We start from the raw sequence: 17,252 nt of genomic DNA on the forward strand, positions 1-17,252 counted from the left end.
GGCCGAGCGTGCCTGGCAAAAGGAGGTTGCCAGCAATGGAGCGGGAGTGTGCCGCTATAGAAGTTCAGTTAAAAGAAGTAGTTGATCCCCACTGCGAAGTTATTGTCCTGGGCGGCATCTTCGGCCGGGTCATCCATGTCGCTGAAGTCCAGTTTGGCCTCAAAGAACATCACAGTGTCTTTGCTATATCTGTAGTGCAGACCCAGCATGGCAAATTGGCGACGCCAGTTCCCTTGAATGGCACTGTGCTGATCTGTATCCAGATCCAGGTAGCTCAGCATGGCAATGGGCACAAAGCCGTTGTCGTATTGGTAGGCTAGCATCAGCTCGGCGCCGGTGGCGTCGTACAGTTCACCGCCAACCAGTTCGTTGTTGTCACTCTTGTGGGCGTTGAAACCCACATACAAACCACTGGCTTCACGGTTGGGCGCATAGTGATAATAGTCACCATACATGGCACCTATGCCTATTATCTGGTTGGTCACCTTGAGTTCAGTGCCTTCCAGGTGGCCGTCGATATCACCACGGTTGAAGCCGGCCAGCAGCTTGAACTTGTCGGTGACGCTGTAGGTCAGGCTGGCACCGTAGCTGGAATCAAAGTCCAGTTCAGAGTTGGCCAGTGGTTCGCCGTTGCTGTCCTGTACCGAGACCTCACCATCTTGCTTGGCGGCGTATTGCAGTGCCAGATGCAGCGGGCCAAAGTCATTGCGGTATTGGAATGCGGCATCGGCGCGTCCGGTTCCCGTCAGGCCACCATCACCGAAGGTGTAAGCGCCGACGGCATAACCGGCCACGACATTGGGTAAGTCTGTAGTACCGGCCACATCATAATAGGCGCCCCACTGCTTCCCGAAGGTCAGGCTACCCCAGGTATCGTGGGACAGACCGACATAACCCAGGCGGTTGTTAAGGAAATCATCGGTTTTCTCTGCGGCGAGTCTGCCGCCCTGTAGCACCAGATTGTCATCACTGGTGACCATATTGATGCCCCATTCGGTGACGGCATAGGCGGTCCAGCCGTTGCGCTCTTTACGCTCGAAGCTCAAACGTATTCTTGACGTGTCGTCAATTACCGAGGTCTCGTGGCCATCATTGTAGGCGGCGAAACCCAGCCAGCCGCTGATGCCAAAGCTATTGCTGTCATCCTTGTACAGCTCGATTGCCTGGGCTGAGCCGCAGAGCAGCAGCGCAGGGATTGCCAGCGCCAGTATTGTCTTGTTCATAGTCCACCTCATCCAATATTGTTATTGATTTAACTTTTGGGTGGCGCGCACGCCGGGGTGTGCACGCCCGTACGCCTTAAGCGTGTTTTAATTGCTGTTTGGCATTTTTGTTGGAGATGACGCCGAACAGGGTCCAACCGAAGAAGGTGGCGATAGACCCCAGCATCACGGCGGTTTCCCCTGAGCTATAGAGAGCATAGAAGCTGTACAGGGCACCAATTACGGCCATAAAGTTGGCAATTCGGGCTTGTTTTACAGGGATATTCAATTGCTTTTGCATCACACCCAGAGCCGCCATGGAAAGGATGTAAGGGATGATGTTGGTGACCACGGCCAGGTTAACCAGCGCCTCAAACTGTTTGCTCAGCGATGGGCTGATGGTCATCAGTGACAGTACGGTTTGTACCGAAACGATGATCAGCATGCCGACAACCGGGGCGTCTTTCTTGGTCACCTTGGAGAAGGCTTTAGGGAAGAAACCTTCATCGGCAGATGACTTGAACACCTGGGCGATGGTGAACTGCCAACCCAGCAGGGAACCGGTACAAGAGATGATGGCGCAGGCCATGACGATGGAACCGATAGTAGGGTTGAACATTTGCGCAAAGGCCAGCCCGAAAGGTGCGTTGGACAGCGCCAGCTCACCGTTGGGCACAATACCGGCGATCACGTTGGTAGAGATGATGTAGATAACCGCTGCACCTATGGTGCCGCCCATTACCGCGATAGGCACGTTTTTCTCTGGGTTCTCTACTGCTTCAGAGTTGGCACAGGCAGATTCCAATCCCAGGAAGGCCCACAGTGTCATGGCGATTGAGCCACCCAGAGCCTTGAAGAATGGCATGTCGTGGGGGTTCCATGCTGCCTTGTACAGGTCTAAGTCGAACCAGTACCAACCTATGATGGATACCCCGATAACCGGAATGATGATCCCCCACACTGTGATACTGGATACCTGACCTGTGATGCGGGCACCACCGAAGTTGGCCACAGTGGCCAACCAGAGCACGCCTATGGTGGACAGACAGATGGCTATGGGGCTGAGTTCGACACCGAACAGCACGGCACCATAACCCACGGCGGAAATCGCGATGGCCACGTTGGCGATCAACAGAGATACCGCGTAGGTATAGTTGGCCATAAAGTTGCCACTGCGACCGAAGGCGTACTCGGCATAACCGCCCATACCACCGGATTTTTTGCTGAACATACCGCACTTGGCGAAGGCGTAGGCCAATGCCGTTGAACCTGCTGCTGTCACCAACCAGGACAGAATTGAAATCGTTCCCACCTGAGCCAGCTGGGTTGGCAGCATAATGATACCTGAGCCCATCATGTTCACTATGGTGAGTATGGTTAACTGAACCACGCCAATTTTATTATTTGCTTTGCTCATAATTATTTACCTAAGTCATGTTGCCAGGTGGCGGGGCGCCATGCCCCGCCGCTTATGGTTAAGCTTTCAGGACATAGCCCATGGCCTGTTGCCGGCCTTCAGGGGTTTGTTCCAGATACACACCCTGCAGTTCAGGTGAGAAACCCGGCAGCAGATTGATCCCTTCTTCCAGGGCGAGGAAGTAACGTTGAACCGCGCCGCCCCAGATCTCGCCGGGAACCACACAGAGCACTCCCGGTGGGTAAGGCAGGGCGCCTTCGGCCGCGATGCGACCTTCCACCTGTGACAGGGGCACCAGCTCCACATTGCCGCGGATAAACTCTATGTTGGCTTCCTGTGGGTTCATCACGGCTTTGGGGAAGTGGGCCTGACGGAACATCTCTTTTTGCAGCTGTTTCACATCATGACTGACATAGAGGTCATGCATCTCCTGACACAGCTGACGTATGGTGTAACCCTGATAGCGTTCCTTGTTGGCGTTGTAGACATTGGGCAGCACTTCAGACAGCGGCGCATCTTCATCGACCAGCTTCTCGAAGCGGGCAATCTGAGATACCAGATGCTGCATCTTGGCCATGTTTTCGGCCGGGGTGATCAGGAACAGAATCGAGTTGAGGTCACACTTCTCCGGAATGATGTTATTTTCACGCAGGAAGTTGGCCAGAATCGTCGCCGGAATACCGAAGTTGGTGTATTTGCCGGTTTCGGCATCGATACCCGGAGTCGTCAGCAGGAACTTACAAGGGTCGACGAAGTATTGGCCTTTCTCGTATCCCTCGAAGGCATGCCATTTCTGACCGGGTTCGAATTCGAAGAAGCGCAGGTCATCGGCCATCTGTTCGGTCTCATGATCCTGCCATGGGGTGCCTTCTATCATTGGTGGAATGAAGGGCTTGATATATTTGCATTTTTTCAGCAGCAGTTTACGGGCTTCGATACCGGCTTTCACCGCTTCACGCCACAGGAAGCGGCCGCTGGCGCCTTCGTGCATCTTGGCGTTGACATCCAGGGCGGCAAACAGCGGATAGAAGGGGCTGGTGGAGGCGTGCAACATAAAGGCGTTGTTGAAACGTTTATGGTTGCAGTATCTGTCCTGGCCCTTGATATGGCTGTCTTTCTTGTGGATTTGCGAGGTTTGTGAGAAACCGGCCTGCTGTTTGTGCACCGACTGGGTCACCAGGATCCCCGGATCTTCTTCAGTCAGCTCCAGCAACAGCGGTGAGCAGTCGTTCATCATGGGGATAAACTGCTCATAGCCCACCCAGGCGGAGTCAAACAGTATGTAGTCACACAGGTGGCCTATCTTGTCCACGACCTGACGGGCGTTATATATGGTGCCGTCGTAGGTACCCAGCTGGATCACCGCCAGACGGAAGGGGCGCTTGGCATCGGCGCGGCTGGGGTCAACTTTGCGCACTTCTTCGCGCAGATAGTTTTCGCTGAAACAATGGGCATCGATACCGCCGATAAAGCCGAAGGGGTTACGGGCAGTTTCCAGATAAACCGGGGTAGCACCGGCCTGGATCAGCGCGCCGTGGTGGTTTGACTTATGGTTATTGCGGTCAAACAGTACCAGATCGCCTTTGGTCAGCAGCGCATTACACACAACCTTGTTGGAGGCTGAAGTACCGTTGAGGACAAAGTAAGTCTTGTCGGCATTGAATACCTTGGCGGCATGCTTCTGGGCATCACAGGGGGCGCCTTCGTGGATCAGCAGGTCGCCCAGTCTGACGTCGGCGTTACACATGTCGGCGCGGAATACTGTTTCACCAAAGAAATCAAAAAACTGGCGACCAACCGGGTGCTTGCGGAAGAACTGGCCGCCTTGGTGTCCTGGGCAGGCAAAGGTGGAGTTACCCATGTCGACATACTTTTTCAGCGTGCCGAAGAAAGGAGGCAGCAGCGCTTGCTCATATTTATTGAGTGCAGTTTCTACCTGTTTTCCGTAAAACGCGGTACTGCTGCTGGCGCAAAGCTCGAATACGCCGGTAATGGCAGAGCAGATATCATCCGGGAAGGTTTCTTCACAACATACGGCGACGAAAATGGGTAGCTTCAGGCCTGTATTATTGATTTTGTCGACTATGCCGTTATTAACGTCAGTGACTGAAACAACCACGGCACCAATATCGCAAAAATCGGTAGTTAATACGTTGACAACTTCTCTTTCAGTATCAAAACAAGAACGAACAGATAAACTTGCTGCAATTTTTAATGATTTCATAAAATAACCTTATTTAAAAAAGTCAGCAGGGCTCGTATCGGAAAATAAATTCCAATATTAAAATTTAGATAAAGTCAGCCCTGGGCTGGTATATTCAAGCAGCGATATTTATGTAAGGCGTAGAGATACCATGACGAATGCTTCGCCAGAGAAAAGGTATAAGAAAGCCTTACCGTTACGCGTGCAGGATATTACCGGCCGAGTAAAAGCAACTAATTGTATGTATTGGGGATACTAAGGAGATGGATGCGCGGAGCAGCCTATCTCCATTAGTTGGAGAGGGCTATTGCAGGGAAAAAGAAAGAGTGGTCAAAATAATCACGATGGGTCGGCATCATGATATGTCGGGTGCGCCTTATATGCGCCATGATTTTAGACTTTCTCTTCATATACAACTCCGTTACGTCTAGAGAAAAGCACTGGTGATAACTTAATGGCGAGTTTATATCTAGCCAAAAAATAAAAATATGAGCCAAGTCATACTTCTAATTAGTTGTTAAAAAGTGTATCTGAGTGATTTAAAAAATTATTGTTTTTAATAGCTTGTATTAAAAATTTACACTTTATAGTTATATTTGGTGTAGATAATTAATGGGATGGTAATTATCTGGATTAAATATTTATGTTGCACGATCTATTAATCATGGCTTTTTATCTAATTTCACCGAATTAATATTCGGCCAGCCAAGGTTGTTGCACAAAGGTAAATAAGTGGGTTGATTATTCCAATAATGACTCTTTTGAGTGATGCTTGACGTTAGCCAGGTCAGGGTTGAATACTGTCCTTTTTATTGGTTGTGGAGAGTGAGATGGAACAAGAGCAGTACAGTGACAGTGGTTTTTGGGCCAAGCTCAAGGATTACGCCAAGCAGGCAGGTCGGGAAGTCGTCCAGAAGGCGCTTTGGTTATACTATGCAGCCCAAAGGCCAGATACCCCAAAATGGGCCAAAGCCGCGATATTTGGTGCCTTGGCCTATTTTATTACTCCTTTGGATGCCATTCCGGATCTGACCCCGTTAGTGGGTTTCAGTGATGATCTCGGTGCTTTGGCGGCGGCACTTGCCATGGTGAGTCTTTATGTGAACGCCGAGGTGAAACAGGAAGCCGATCAGACGCTGAAGCGTTGGTTTGACTAAGCGAGTACTCTTAAGCCGGTTTTATACTAAACCTTGTTTAAGGGTTTGTCTCAGTTGCCGTTGGGAAAGGGGGCTTCGGGTGTAAGCCCCCGTGATCTACTGGTTTAACTGAGTTTAAATTGCCCCACAATCTGTTCCAGCTGTTGGTTGGCGGTGGCCAGATTGACGGTTTCGTTACGGCTGGCTTCACCGCTGCGAGCCAGCTCGTTGGCCATTTCGCAGATAGCGCTCATGTTACGGGTAATCTCCGCTGAGACCGAGCTTTGCTCTTCGGCGGCGGTGGCTATCTGGGTATTGAGGTCGTTAATCTGATTGACCGACCCGCCTATGGTATCGAGATCTGTGGCGACTCTCTCTGTGGTTTTGGCCGTTTCCAGGCAGGTCTGTTTGGTTTTCTCCATCGAGTGGATCGCACTATTGGATGCCTCTCTGAGATTGTTCAGCGTCACCTCAATTTCTGCGGTGCTGTCCTGGGTGCGCGCCGCCAGAGCTCTGACTTCATCGGCCACCACGGCGAATCCTCGTCCCTGCTCACCGGCTCGCGCCGCCTCAATGGCTGCGTTGAGCGCCAGTAGGTTGGTCTGATCCGCGATATCACCGATGACCTTCAACACTTGAGTGATATTGGTAGTATCCCGGTCGATTTGACCTATCTGCTCTGCAGTATCCTCGACTTCCCTGACCAGGCGATTGACAGTTTCGGTCGCCTCGGCAACCACTTGTTTGGATGCCAGAGCCTGTTTGTTGGTCAACTGAGTAAAGGAAGCGGTTGTGCTGCCATTTTGGGCGACATCGTTGGCCGTGGCGCTCATCTCTTCCACCGCCGCGACAATCTGTTCCGTTTCTTTGGTGTGCGCCGACAATATCTGGCGATTGGTCTCGGTTTCTGTGTTGAGCCGTTCAACACCGCCTGAGATGTGTGTCGAGGCCTGCATGACTTCCTGCATCATGGCTTGCAGGTTAGCGATAAACTGATTGATCCCCTGGGAAATTTGCCCCAGATCATCTTGGCTCTGTATCTCGAGCCGTTTGGTGAGATCGCCATTGCCTTTCGACAACTCGGTGACCATCTCCTTGAGAGACAAGATAGGGCGATAAAGCAGAGAAAGTACCCCGAGCAAGATGGTGATGGCACATAGCAACATGATGGCAGAAGAGATGAAAGCGTTTCTCAGCGCCTGATCCACAACAGCATAGGCGCTCGACTTATCCACGCTGATGAACAGATACCACTGTTTGCCGTTGACCAAAGGAATTGCTTTCGAGAAGGCGAGCTTATCAATGCCATCGATATTATATTCTTGCATCATCTCATCATTGCCAAGCAGCTTCTGCTCCACCTGGGGGAGGCCAAAATCGGTAAAGTGGCTGCCGGTAACCAATTTGGGAGACTCCGAAGCCAGCACTTTACCTGTCTGATCCGTGATCAGGGCCACCGCGCCCGGATAATCTATCGCGCTAACCACCTTATGAAGATAGGTGAGTTCTATGTCGCCCAGAACCACGCCATTGCCCAAGTTTTTCAAGATGGAGATCACCTTGTTGCCGGTGCCATCATCGGTATAGATATCGGTGACATCGAGCTGGTTGGTGGCCTTCCCTTGTTGATACCAGGGGCGTGTTCTGGGGTCGTATTTCCCCGGAATCGCTTTGCCGTTAAACCACTTATCGCTGGTTTCTGTGGAATAGGCGCTGCCGTCATCGAAGCCGAAGTAGATGCGGGCAACCCCGGTGAGATCTGTGGTGAGGCGCGCCGTGCTGGCGTAGCTGTCCCGATAGCTCCCTTGGTGGTAGTGCCGGGCCAGTTGCTCCATTGCCTGGGCTTTGGCGCCAAACCAGGTGGCGACTTTGGCGGACTCATTGCGGGTAACGCTTGTGAGTTTGTCGTTGACCCCGGCGATGGTGGCCTCTTTGATTTGGATATAGGAGAGCCAGTTTGAGATCAACAGGCTAAGGACGACTAAAGTGACCATAGAGGCCACGAGTGATTTCTTAAATCCCATTTGTTGCTAACTCCATGATATGCGCTGAATAGAAGAGGCCGGAGTCGGCCTCTTCTGGAGGGCGTCTGGTTAGGGTTAGCCTTTCCAATTCAGATCGAAGTCGTAGCGAATGCCGAAGGCAATGCTCTTGTCGGTGGCGCGTTGTTCGTTGTCTTGCTGCAGATATTCAAGGTGCAAGCGCACATTGCTGGCAGGATTCCATTCCAGGGTGGTGTTGAAACCCTGATAATCCAGGCTGATATCGGACTCCAGTCCATCATCGAAACGGAAGTAGCCCAGCTTGAGTTTGTAGTCCTGCGACAGGGGAATCGCCAGTGCGGCGTCCAGGGTGCTGCCGTCCCTGTCTTCGCTGCCTGTCAATTGATAGTCCTTGTACTGGTAGGCGAGCGCCAGATAGATGCCGTTGTCGAAGCTGTAGGCCACAGCGGCGGCGCTGGTCTTATCTTTGCCGGTTTTCAGCTCACCTTCGAAATTGTCCTGTTCCAGATAGCTGACCCCCAAATGCAAGCCCTGCCAGTCAAATCCCAGACCGGCGTTGATTGCATCGGCGCCGCTGTTATCGCCCTCACCATCGAAGCGTGCCGAGGCCATCAGGGTAAAGTGCTGCAGTTTGAACTGATACAGCGCCAGATTGTCGGCGAAGAAGGGGCTTTCCTGGTTGTAGGCAAACGGGCTGTTGGCGTTGTTGAATATGTCTGTATATTCGGCAACCAGGGTGTATTGCACCGGCCGTTGGCGGCCGAAGCTGAGCTGACCATAGGGGGAATCCACCCCGGCAAATGCCAGCCGGGCATCGCCGAAGCTGCCATCACCATTGAGATTGATTTTCCATTCACCTTGAGCCAGCAATGCCCAACCAGGGGCAAATTCGGTGCGACCCTTGACGCCGATACGGGACAGGGCATCACCCACATCCCATTCATCTGTGATGTCACTGTCGCTGTAAACCAGGGTAGGGCGCAGTGAACCATAGAGGCTGAAGCTGGTGTTTTGGGCACTGGAGCTGACTTGTTGCTGTTCCAGACGCTTTAGACGCTGATCGAGCTCTTGCCAATCGTTGTTGCTGCCATTGTCTGCTGCCATTGCTGTCAGCGGCAGGGTACAACCGAGTAAACACAGGGTAGATGTTCTCATCTGTTTGTCCCTCATTTGGGTATAAGGATCCCCGACCCGTCAGGGCCGCGGCTATCATAGATTTGGGATGCCCTCCCCCGGGAGCTGGAGGAGGGCGTGGGAGTTATTTACCTTTTGAGAGGCTTTTGTACCAGAGGTTGTGGTGTTGCTTCGCCCAGTTTTCGTCGCACTTGCCGCTGAGCATACATTCCATACCGCCTTCAGAGATCACTGTGGCCATATAGATATGTACTACGGTAAAGGCGCCGAGCACGAAGGCGCTGACAAGGTGGAGGATCAATGCCAGATTGGCACCGTCTTTGGTGGCCACTAGGCTTGGGAACATGAGCACCAGACCCGAGCCGACCATCAGGGCACCGAACAAGGCGAAACACCAGAACCAGAGTTTTTCACCTGCGTTGGCAAAACCGGCATCAGGATGCTTGCCCTTGAAGGAGCCGAAGTTCAGGTAACCGCCAACCACTTTGAGCCAGCCGATATCACAGGCTTCCGGCAGTTGCTTACCAGCCCATTTGACCACCATGACCGCCCATCCCAAGATGAAGGGGAAGGCCATTAGGTCGTGCAGGGCGACCGAAGTGCCGATAAAGCCGGTCCAGTGGGAGGCGCCCATGTTGGGCTCCAGCCAGAAGCGGCCGGCAACCATGACAAGGCCTGTGATGATCAGCAGTAGACAGGCGATAGCGCCGACCCAGTGCACCAGCACATCCATGCCACTCCAGCGGTCGATTTTTTTGCCGGAAAAGCCCTGACTCAGCTTGGCTTTGCCATTAATGGCCACGAATAGTGCCAGCAGCACTATCATGCCAAAGAAGCTGTAGCTCAGGAGGTCGGCCCACCAGGAGGCCGGCGCCAGAGTATCAAGATACCCTTGATTGACTGGCGGCAGTGCATCCGGGAACTGGGCATGTTCTGGCATGCCTCTGAGTTCGGGGATATCGCCCTGAATGGCCACTTCCTGTATCGGTTGCCATTGTTGTGGCTCGGGTGTCAGAGTGTCCGCGGCCAGCAGCGGTAAGCTGAATACTAAGGCCACAGCACCTGAGATAAAGGCATTCAAACTTTTCATGTCAAATCCTTAAACATCTTAATGATGCTTTGCAGTCGGAGTCTCGACCCCGGAATTCTTCAGTCTGGAAGTGAGGAAGTCTTCCAGCACCTGGGCATAGCAACGCCAGAAATCCAGCCGTGCATGTTGGCAGATCCCTTCAGTAAACGTCTGATACCAAGTGCCAATATGTTGCTCGAGGAAGACTTGCGCCAACTGTTCCAGCTCTTCGGCCGCGGCCGGATCTTCGCTTTGTTGCTGATGGCGCAGGGCCTCAGCACAAAACAGAAATTCCAGCTCATTGCCTATGTAGTCTGCCGGTTCGTTGAAGCTGGTATCTATCACCAGTCCCAGTTGTTGATAGAAGTCAGCGACTTTCATGGTACGGTCCGTATTCAGCTGTCGACCGACATCGCGGTAGACAGATTCATAGGGTGGCACCAGCAATTTGGTGGGGCCGATACACATACGGTTGAAATCACACTCAAGTTCCAGTGGCTCTGATTGCCATTGTTTGGCTTCCTGAAGCAGCTCTGGATAACGCTGCTCCAGCTCCAGCCAGTCGATAAGTCGCTTGAGCGACTCAGGGCTCGAAGGGGTAAACAGCATCCCCTTCAAGGCCTGATAGCCGTTGGCGACCGGACCGAGGTCGAGGTGTGTCATGGTCGCTCCTTGATGATGACCATATTGGGCTTGGTGATGCAGTCGCCGTAACCTACGCCTTGCTTGCTGGCAGAAGGTTTCTGGGCCAATACCTGCTGTATTCTGTCGGTATCCAGACACTTGACCGGACAACCGTCGACACAGGCGGGCTTGAGTCCCTGATCGATAAGCTCAATACACATGTTGCACTTGGCAGCCTTACCATCGGTTTTCAGCATGACTACCGCATCATAAGGACAGGCGCTGACACACAGGCCGCAACCGGTACACTTCTCGCGATCCAGTACCACCAGGCCATCGTCACGCACTGTATAGGCTTGAGACGGACACACCATGAGACAAGCCGGGTTACCGCAATGCATGCAGGAGTGACTGAGCCACACGTCTACCATGCCGTCGTTACGTTTGACTTCGTAACGGTCTACCTTGCGAAAGCGCACGTCTTCCGGCAGTTCGTTGTGGATCTGGCAGGCTATGGTGCAGGCCTGGCAGCCGACACAGTTTTCCTGTCTGAAGACGAATCCGAGTTGATGTTTATTTTCCATGAGGATCTCCTTCAGGCTTTGGCCAGTGCCACGCGGGTTGAGTGGTAGGCCGAGCAACCGCCCATATCGGTCAATTTATCTGTGGTCAACGAGTTGGTGCAGCCATCAGTGCCGTTGGGGTTGAGTCTGAGCCAGTTACACTTAGGGGTCATCAGTGAGCCCTCTGGCACACCTGTGGTGACCATGGCAACAAATTTAGCTTCGCCTCTGTGGTTGCTGAGTTTGACTGTGTCGTTGTTGACAATGCCGTATTGCTGGGCATCTTTGGGGTTGATTTTGACGTAGTAGGCTGGGATGGCGCGGATATATTTCACGTTGTAGAAGGAGCTGTTAACCCGCTGTGGTACCCCGGAAGATAGCAAGCGGAATGGCAACTCGCGCTCTTTGGGCTCCATCTCATCCTCTGGCAGGCCCCAATCCAGTACTGGGTGGAAACCGGCATCGGCCATCAATTGTGAACTGAACTCAATCTTGCCGCTTGGGGTTTCATATTTACCGTCGGCTAATACAGGTTGAGGAATGTCCAGCTTGATATACTTCTCTTTCATCAAGCGGTCATAAGTCACCCCTTTATAGTAAGGTGAATCTGTATCCAGCAGCTCGTGAATGATGTCATCGTTGCTGGCCTGGAAGGCAGGATCTTCAAAGCCCATAGCCTGACCCAATTCGCGGAAGAAGGTCCAGTTACACTTACATTCACCCAGAGGTTCAATCACCTTCTGGCATACCTGTACATAGTAGCCATGGTAGTCACCGACAATATCATCGGTTTCAAACTGGCTGGCGGCCGGGACTATGATGTCGCAATACTGCAGTGAGTCAGTCATCACCATGTCGTGACCGACAACAAACAGATCTTCGCGCTTCATTCCCTCGATGACCGCATTGGTATCTGGCGCGACAACCACAGGGTTACCGTTATAGATGATCATCCCGTGGATAGGCTTACTGGGCTTATCGTGGCTGGTGGGATTAGTTGGGTGCAACGCCTTGGCCAGCTCAGTCATATTGATCCGCTGGGCATCCGGATTCGGACGCATATATTTGCCGCTGGCTTGATATTGGTTCAAACCACCGCCCGCATGAACGTTGTCATAGATAAGGCCGTTACCGCGTTTACCGAAGTTGCCAGTGACCGCGAGCAGCATGGCAACCGCGCGGGCCATACGGCCACCGTTGAAGTTACGTTGGAAACCGTAACCCATACGCAGCATGGTCTTTTCGTTTTCACCCAGCACCTGGGCGAACTCGAACATCTTGGCTCTGGGCACTCCGGTAATCGCTTCGACTTCATCGTAGCTGATTTCATCGAGGCGCTTGAGCAACTCGTCGTAGCCTATGGTCTGCTCGGCAATAAATTTATGATTAACGAGATCTTTTTCTACCAGATACTTCATGATACCGGCACACAGTTGTACGTCTGTGCTGGGGCGAGGCTGCAGGTAGATATCGGCCTGGGAACATAGCGGTGTGCGCTGTGGGTTAACCGCCAGTATTTTGGTACCGCGATCCCTGGCTTCGTTGATAAGTTTAATAGCTATGGTGTTGGAGACCACTTCATCGTGTCCCCAGTTCAAATAGACGTCACTGAGTACTACATCTTCAGGATCCGGGCCAAGGAAAGTGCCGTAGAGCGACTTGAGACCATCATAGGCGGCGTAGGTACATACTTTACGTTCCAAAATGGAGGAGCCGATACGGTTCCAGAAACGTTCGCCGGAGGCCGACATGCCGATGGCACCATAGTTGCCTGAGTAGCTGTAGGGCAGAATTGCTTCAGAACCATGTTCATCGATGATCTGCTTAAAGCGGCTGGCAATCTTGCTGTAGGCTTCGTCCCAGGTGATCCGGCGCCATTTGCCTTCACCCTTCTTGCCGACCCGCTCCATGGGGTGCAGGATACGGTCGGGGGCATAGGTGTATTGCACGTAGCTTTGCCCCTTAAGGCAGGGGGCCTTGCCGGTCTTGGCCTGTTCCTCGGCGCCGGTGACGTAAGTCATTCGGCCATCCTGAACTCGGAACTTGAGCAGACAGCGGGCAGCACAGTTACGCAGACAGCTATGGTACACGACTTTACCATTGCGCTTGGCTAATAATCCTGAATTGGCTCCCGCCTCTTTGGCGTTGGCTACGCCGGGAGTCAACCCTGACAGGGACGAAAGCACGGCTGTGGCTCCGGCTCCCTGTAGAAATGTGCGTCTATTGATTTTCATAGTCATCACTCACCATAATTTGGACCTTGAGTCCGTTATGATTGTTGGCCCAAGGGCCTTTATTGTGCCGGTTTCCCGGCGTTACCCCGGGGGAAAACTCCCCCGGAGCTAAGGTGCGTTACATTACAAAGGTTTGCAGTTGGTTACGGCCGTTGATTTGGCTAACAGTCAGCAGTTGACCGTCGCGAACCAGTAAGCCTTGTGGGTTGTCAGTACCAGGCAGTTTCACGCCTGAGTAGACTTCGCCTGTGAGCAGGTTAAGTTGCAGCACTTCACTGGCATCAGTGTTGAGCAGCCAGGCTTGCTCATCATCGACGCTGATACCTGTCAGTTGTGGCAGAGCCTTGCCTTCCAGTCCTTTGAAATTGGCTTCGGCAGACAGTGTCATGTCACCTTTGTCGAAACGGGATACCACCAGGTTTTCATTCAGTTCATCGCGGGTAGTGACAGTCACATATTGATCCAGCGCCTTGCTGTAACCCAGCGCCAGGCTATAGCTGGTCTTGGCTCTGATAGTGCTGAACTGACCACGGGCAGTTTCACCAATGCCGTCGCTGCTCTGGTTGAAGCGGCGATAGTTCATTTCCCAGTTTTGTGCAGGATCCAGAACCAGTTCGGCCCAGGCCTTGTTGAAACCCATTACCAGCAGGCTGTTGGCTGAGGTAAAGCTAACGCCGCTTAAGGTTTCAATGTGCAGCATATACATGCCGTCGATTTGTGCCTGAGTGAGCAGTTTGAATTGGTTATCCAGGATGTAGACCCAGTTGTCTGAAGTGGTCAGCGCATAGATCTGGCTCTCAGGCTGATAGTCGATGGCGGTTACCCGGCCGGAAATCGCTTCAGGCAGTGCTGTCTGGCTCAGTAATCTGGCTTCAGGAGCCGAGGCAAACAATGCTGGCGTCTTGTTCCAGGTATCCATGTCCGGGTTGCTGATGGCGTAAGCACCACGGGCATTGGGAGCATAGGTAGGCCAGTGATCCAGTTCCCAGCTCATGAACTTGGGATTGAAGGACACGCGGCCTGGGCTATCCTGACCGACGAAGGGGAGTGGGCCGGTTTGGGTAAAGGCTTGCACTATGTTGCCGGCAATAACCACCATGAAGATACCGCATGCCAGTTTGGGTAGTGAATTCAGCGGCTTGTTACCATAAGCATTACTGGGGAATTTATTGCCCAGGGTCAGCATCAGCAAAGCAACAACTACAAGGACCACAATAAAGACCAGCAGTGCCCATGTGTAAGTGTGGGCGCCCATGATCTTCAGCGAGAAGCCTTGGCCGATATCGCTGGCCAGGTTGAAGGAGGTATGCACTGATGCCATAAAGGCGCCATAGATACCCAGCCAGACCAGTGCAGCAATATATTTGGGCTTGAGGCCAAAACGCACAATATAAAGAGCGGTCAGCGCCACCAAGATCATTGCTGTACGTTCTTGCCAGCAAAATGCACAAGGGTTATCCAGTAGGATAAATCCGAAAAAGAAACAGGCAATACCCACAGGTAAGGCCATGATGACAATAGCAGCTAAGGATGCCAACTTGTTGAATATATGCTCTTTCATAACGACTCTTTAGTAGTTGCCGACAGGAAGTAAAACGCCCCAGGACATCATGATCCAAATAAAGAAACTCATTCCGATACAACCGAAAAGAAGTTTGTCTGCCAGTTTTTCTTTTTCTGGTTTCTTATAAACCAGATAAGCGGCATAGGCCGTAATACAAAATAATGTGAACTCCATTGGATACCTCTTGTTTCACTTGTGATTTATCTCTTATGTGGCCGCAGCCAAACGCCATTCTCGTTCCAATCCATAAACGAGTTTTGATTTCACCCAGTTGAAAGCCGGGGAATTATTAATGTTTCCATAAAGGATGTAATTGCCTACCGTGCGATGTTCGCTACGAATTTCTTTTATATTTTCAATCATGTTGTCAGATAATCTTCGATAACTGACTGCAGGTAACATATCGACAAATTTGCGGGTAAATTGGTTGCAACTGAGAGTGATATAGTCTGACTCGGCAAGGATTTGCATCGCGGTGGCGACACTGTCTGTGTAACCGGCAACATCCATTTGTAGGCCGTTATCCCGGCATAGATTTACTAATAATGGACAAGTCAGATCGTTGTAGTTGTCGATTTCCAGTAGTGGATAGTGGGACAACTGCTCCAATGACATGGATTCAGCCAGCACAGGGTGGTCTTTTCTGGCCAAGATGTAGATGTCACCTGTTTCAGAGAAGATTTCATAGTTGAGTCTGGTGTCATCGAAGCCTTCGTAAACCACCACGAAATCGACGCCGCCACCAATGAGCTCATTGCTGCAGTCATGGCTGAGTGTACGAATATCGAACCGTAAGTTGGGTGCTTCTGGAAGAATATAATTATTTATGACTTTATGAACAGCATAGACAAACTCATCATAGGCCCTGATAACAAAATGACCGCCGGATTGACTGGGAGAAAATACAGAGTGTTGTCTTTCAAGCAGCTGATATTGCTCTACTAATAATTTGGCATGTGGGATTAACTCTTCGGTCTTTTGTGTAGGAATTAATCCGTTTGATTTACGGACAAATAAAGAGTCCATAAATACATCACGTAGTGCATTTAGTGTACGAGTGACGGCACAACTGGATATGCCCAATTCAGCCGCTGCCAAGCTTCCTTGACCATGTTTATATACAGCTAGTAAAACTTTTAACTGGTTGTAATTAAGGCTGTCAATTTTCATTCAACTGTCCCCGCTCTGCAGAGACATTACTATGAATTCATTGTTAGGCTATTGCCAAGATTAAGATCACATTGAGAAATAGTTAATTATTTGAAACATGAATTGCTTCCTAAATTTAGTCAGGCGAAAAAACCTTATTTCCGCAGGTGAAATTAACGATAGCCTGTTTTTATTCTCAGGGTGTGAATTTACTCAAGTAAAATAGTGAAAGATATTCGGAATTGATTCGTTGTGACTTGGTGACTTGCTTACTATGGTGATTTGTTGTAGGGATTCAGTTTGGTTTCAAATTGCGTCGTTATAGTTGTTCATTTAGTCAAGAAGGAACAAGAATAATGAAACGATTGGGAATGATGGCAGCTTTGTTGTTGACAACGTCGGTACAGGGGCAGGAATTGACCGCTGCCGAGCAGTTTTTTGACCATTTATCTGGTTTGTGCGGCAAGGCCTATAGTGGTGAGTTGATTAAGGGGGGCAGTGCCGGTGATGGTTTCACTGGCAAGCCGCTGGTGATGCATGTTCGTCAATGCTCAGAAACTGAGATCCATATTCCGCTGCATGTGGGTGAGGACAGATCCCGTACTTGGGTGATCAGTAAAACGGCCGATGGCCTCCGGCTCAAGCATGATCATCGTCATCAGGATGGTAGCGAAGATGCTGTGACTCAATATGGTGGTGACAGTCGCAGTCCGGGAACCGAGTTCTGGCAGTCTTTTCCGGTCGATGAATTTTCCATTGCCAACTTTAAACAGCATGGTTTGGCCCAGTCGGTCACCAATGTTTGGCACTTGGGGTTGGATCAGCAAAACTTCAGCTATCGCCTGACCCGGGAAAATCGAGACTTTCTGTTGCAATTCAATTTGAGTAATGAAGTGACGCCGCCACCGGCACCATGGGGACATTAATAAAACGGGCTAATGGACGAGGCGGCCC

The 17,252-nt window shown here is 51.4% G+C and carries 15 protein-coding genes; 2 read left to right on the top strand and 13 right to left on the bottom strand.

What is annotated here, in order from left to right; translation table 11 throughout:
* Positions 1-68 precede the first annotated feature (68 nt).
* The 4 genes from WKR14_RS01450 to speFL form a co-directional block, all read right to left on the bottom strand.
* A complete protein-coding gene (locus tag WKR14_RS01450; RefSeq protein ID WP_234555950.1) occupies positions 69-1,223 on the bottom strand; it encodes a porin in 1,155 nt (384 codons plus the stop codon).
* A gap of 76 nt (positions 1,224-1,299) precedes the next feature.
* Positions 1,300-2,619: a putrescine-ornithine antiporter gene (gene potE, locus WKR14_RS01455; protein ID WP_101056793.1), complete on the bottom strand. Its 1,320-nt coding sequence runs from the start codon at positions 2,617-2,619 to the stop codon at positions 1,300-1,302.
* 58 nt (positions 2,620-2,677) lie between these two features.
* The gene (gene speF / locus WKR14_RS01460; protein ID WP_101056792.1) at positions 2,678-4,843 is read right to left on the bottom strand and encodes an ornithine decarboxylase SpeF; all 2,166 of its coding nucleotides are present in this window, start codon (positions 4,841-4,843) and stop codon (positions 2,678-2,680) included.
* Positions 4,844-5,112: 269 nt separating this feature from the next.
* Positions 5,113-5,232, bottom strand: a complete 120-nt coding sequence (gene speFL / locus WKR14_RS21325; RefSeq protein ID WP_165564311.1) for a leader peptide SpeFL — start codon at positions 5,230-5,232, stop codon at positions 5,113-5,115.
* A 420-nt stretch (positions 5,233-5,652) separates the two neighbouring features.
* Here speFL and WKR14_RS01465 point away from each other — a divergent pair, with 420 nt between their 5' ends.
* Positions 5,653-5,979 (top strand): YkvA family protein, encoded by a 327-nt coding sequence (locus WKR14_RS01465; RefSeq protein ID WP_039035843.1) that lies wholly within the window; start codon positions 5,653-5,655, stop codon positions 5,977-5,979.
* A 104-nt stretch (positions 5,980-6,083) separates the two neighbouring features.
* Here the strand turns inward: WKR14_RS01465 and WKR14_RS01470 are convergent, their stop codons facing one another.
* From WKR14_RS01470 to WKR14_RS01510, 9 genes are all read right to left on the bottom strand, one after another.
* Complete coding sequence (locus WKR14_RS01470; protein ID WP_339087248.1) at positions 6,084-7,982, bottom strand: methyl-accepting chemotaxis protein; 1,899 nt, start codon at positions 7,980-7,982, stop codon at positions 6,084-6,086.
* A gap of 75 nt (positions 7,983-8,057) precedes the next feature.
* Positions 8,058-9,116: a porin gene (locus tag WKR14_RS01475; RefSeq protein ID WP_101056790.1), complete on the bottom strand. Its 1,059-nt coding sequence runs from the start codon at positions 9,114-9,116 to the stop codon at positions 8,058-8,060.
* A gap of 103 nt (positions 9,117-9,219) precedes the next feature.
* The gene (locus tag WKR14_RS01480) at positions 9,220-10,185 is read right to left on the bottom strand and encodes a formate dehydrogenase subunit gamma (RefSeq protein ID WP_339087249.1); all 966 of its coding nucleotides are present in this window, start codon (positions 10,183-10,185) and stop codon (positions 9,220-9,222) included.
* Between the two features lie 18 nt (positions 10,186-10,203).
* Positions 10,204-10,827 (bottom strand): TorD/DmsD family molecular chaperone, encoded by a 624-nt coding sequence (locus tag WKR14_RS01485; protein ID WP_101056788.1) that lies wholly within the window; start codon positions 10,825-10,827, stop codon positions 10,204-10,206.
* Positions 10,824-11,372 (bottom strand): 4Fe-4S dicluster domain-containing protein, encoded by a 549-nt coding sequence (locus WKR14_RS01490; RefSeq protein WP_039035838.1) that lies wholly within the window; start codon positions 11,370-11,372, stop codon positions 10,824-10,826. The genes WKR14_RS01485 and WKR14_RS01490 overlap by 4 nt, the downstream gene beginning before the upstream one ends.
* Before the next feature lie 11 nt (positions 11,373-11,383).
* A complete protein-coding gene (locus WKR14_RS01495) occupies positions 11,384-13,585 on the bottom strand; it encodes a molybdopterin-dependent oxidoreductase (protein ID WP_101056787.1) in 2,202 nt (733 codons plus the stop codon).
* 118 nt (positions 13,586-13,703) lie between these two features.
* Positions 13,704-15,146, bottom strand: coding sequence for a disulfide bond formation protein B (locus tag WKR14_RS01500; protein ID WP_101056786.1), 1,443 nt, complete (start codon positions 15,144-15,146; stop codon positions 13,704-13,706).
* A 9-nt stretch (positions 15,147-15,155) separates the two neighbouring features.
* The gene (locus WKR14_RS01505) at positions 15,156-15,323 is read right to left on the bottom strand and encodes a hypothetical protein (protein ID WP_162835837.1); all 168 of its coding nucleotides are present in this window, start codon (positions 15,321-15,323) and stop codon (positions 15,156-15,158) included.
* A gap of 33 nt (positions 15,324-15,356) precedes the next feature.
* Positions 15,357-16,319 (bottom strand): LysR family transcriptional regulator, encoded by a 963-nt coding sequence (locus WKR14_RS01510; RefSeq protein ID WP_101056785.1) that lies wholly within the window; start codon positions 16,317-16,319, stop codon positions 15,357-15,359.
* A gap of 335 nt (positions 16,320-16,654) precedes the next feature.
* Between WKR14_RS01510 and WKR14_RS01515 the strand changes: the two genes are divergently transcribed.
* Positions 16,655-17,224 carry a hypothetical protein gene (locus WKR14_RS01515; protein ID WP_224867648.1) on the top strand — a complete coding sequence of 190 codons (570 nt, stop codon included), beginning with the start codon at positions 16,655-16,657 and terminating at the stop codon, positions 17,222-17,224.
* Positions 17,225-17,252 lie beyond the last annotated feature (28 nt).

Origin of the sequence: Shewanella chilikensis, from assembly GCF_037953065.1 — a bacterium.
Lineage (GTDB): Bacteria > Pseudomonadota > Gammaproteobacteria > Enterobacterales > Shewanellaceae > Shewanella > Shewanella chilikensis.